Here is a 1401-nt window from a genome sequence, read left to right as displayed (position 1 = left end):
GCGTTTTTTAGCAACAGGAGGTGTTGCTGAATATATATCCATGTTCATGGATTAAGTCCCCACTTGTTTTTAGGTGGGGACTAAATTAAGGCTTATAGGATCGCTTGGTAAGGCTGTGTTAGCCGGATGCTTACGTTTATTTGGCCTAAATTTGATTCCATGCTGCATCAATTTTTTCTGTACTTTTTCAGCAAAAAATTCCCGCCCACGATCGGTCTGTATTCGCTGTATGGGAAAAGGCATTTCTTCAATTACGCAGTCTAAAAAGTCGAGCGTATTCGCCGCTGTTCGGCGTTTATATATCCTTAAAACGCGATATCGTGTGCAGTCATCGATAGATGTGTACTGATATAGCCCAGGACCCAATTTACAGGTATCCATTTGAATTCTATCGCCTGGTAATGGGCGTTCATAACGAATGAAATCTACTTTACGACGGAATTTTTTAATCGGTTTGACTTGATGGGTGGATAGTACTTTATGGATAGTCGCTAAGGACAACGAGACTCCGTGCAGCCTCATCAATTCTGTTTGCAAACGTCGAGCACCCAGATTTCTAGCCGAGCGCATTTCCAATATTAAGGCTTCTAGCTCAGCATTGATTTTAGTATTTGGAGATTTTAATGGGCGTTTACTCTGACTACTTAATCCATCAATACCTTGCTCAGAATATCGTTTCCACCACTTGCGTAATGTTGGTCTAGAAATGCCACATCTCCGACAGACTAGGCCAGCATCATTGGTCTCTTCAAATAATTTAACCCATACGAGTCTTTGTTGAATTTCTCTGTTCATAGACACCAATTATATTGAAATGATGTCTATGAATCACACAGTTCAATTCCCATTCACACGGGAATTACCTTGTACATTCAATGTACAATTTTAAATTACATAAAAAATAAAAATATATAAAACAATTATTTATAGTAAAGTTAAGTAGACGCCATCCCAATACAATTCAGAATCCAGTTTTCGTATTCTTGCAACGTTTCTCGAAGCATATCCATTGGTCTGACGATATAGTGTCTTTCAACTAGCACACTTGGCTTATGACCTGATATCTGTGCTAAAGATCCTTCATTGATTTTTGCCCAAATAGCTAACGTTTTATATGATCTCCTCAATCCATGGGGAGTAAGTTCAATATTTAGTTTTTTACATATTTTCTCTAAGCTATCGTAAGGATTAACAATATGGCCACATTCAGCACCCTTACTGCTAAATATGAATTTAGAATCAGAATTTTTCTTTAGTTCTAATTGAACCGTACTGGGTTTGTCGGAGACTTTTTTATTTAAGTTAGGCCACCTGACCTAACGGGTTAATCTTATCATAGTACATTGCTTCAAACTCAAAAGGTGATACATAACCCAGTGCACTGTGTACACGCTCTTTATT

2 pseudogenes are annotated in these 1401 nt (G+C 37.9%); both read right to left on the bottom strand.

Features of this window, described 5'->3' with window-relative positions:
• Nucleotides 1–135: 135 nt before the first annotated feature.
• Nucleotides 136–795: pseudogene (locus FTV43_RS15455) on the bottom strand (helix-turn-helix domain-containing protein); the annotation flags it as partial.
• Between the two features lie 140 nt (nt 796–935).
• A pseudogene (locus tag FTV43_RS16215) lies at nt 936–1262 on the bottom strand (integrase); the annotation flags it as partial.
• Nucleotides 1263–1401 lie beyond the last annotated feature (139 nt).

This window comes from Acinetobacter sp. YH16053 (assembly GCF_013417035.1).
In the GTDB taxonomy this organism is placed as follows: Bacteria; Pseudomonadota; Gammaproteobacteria; order Pseudomonadales; family Moraxellaceae; genus Acinetobacter; species Acinetobacter towneri.
This window is presented reverse-complemented; position numbering and strand designations above follow the sequence as displayed.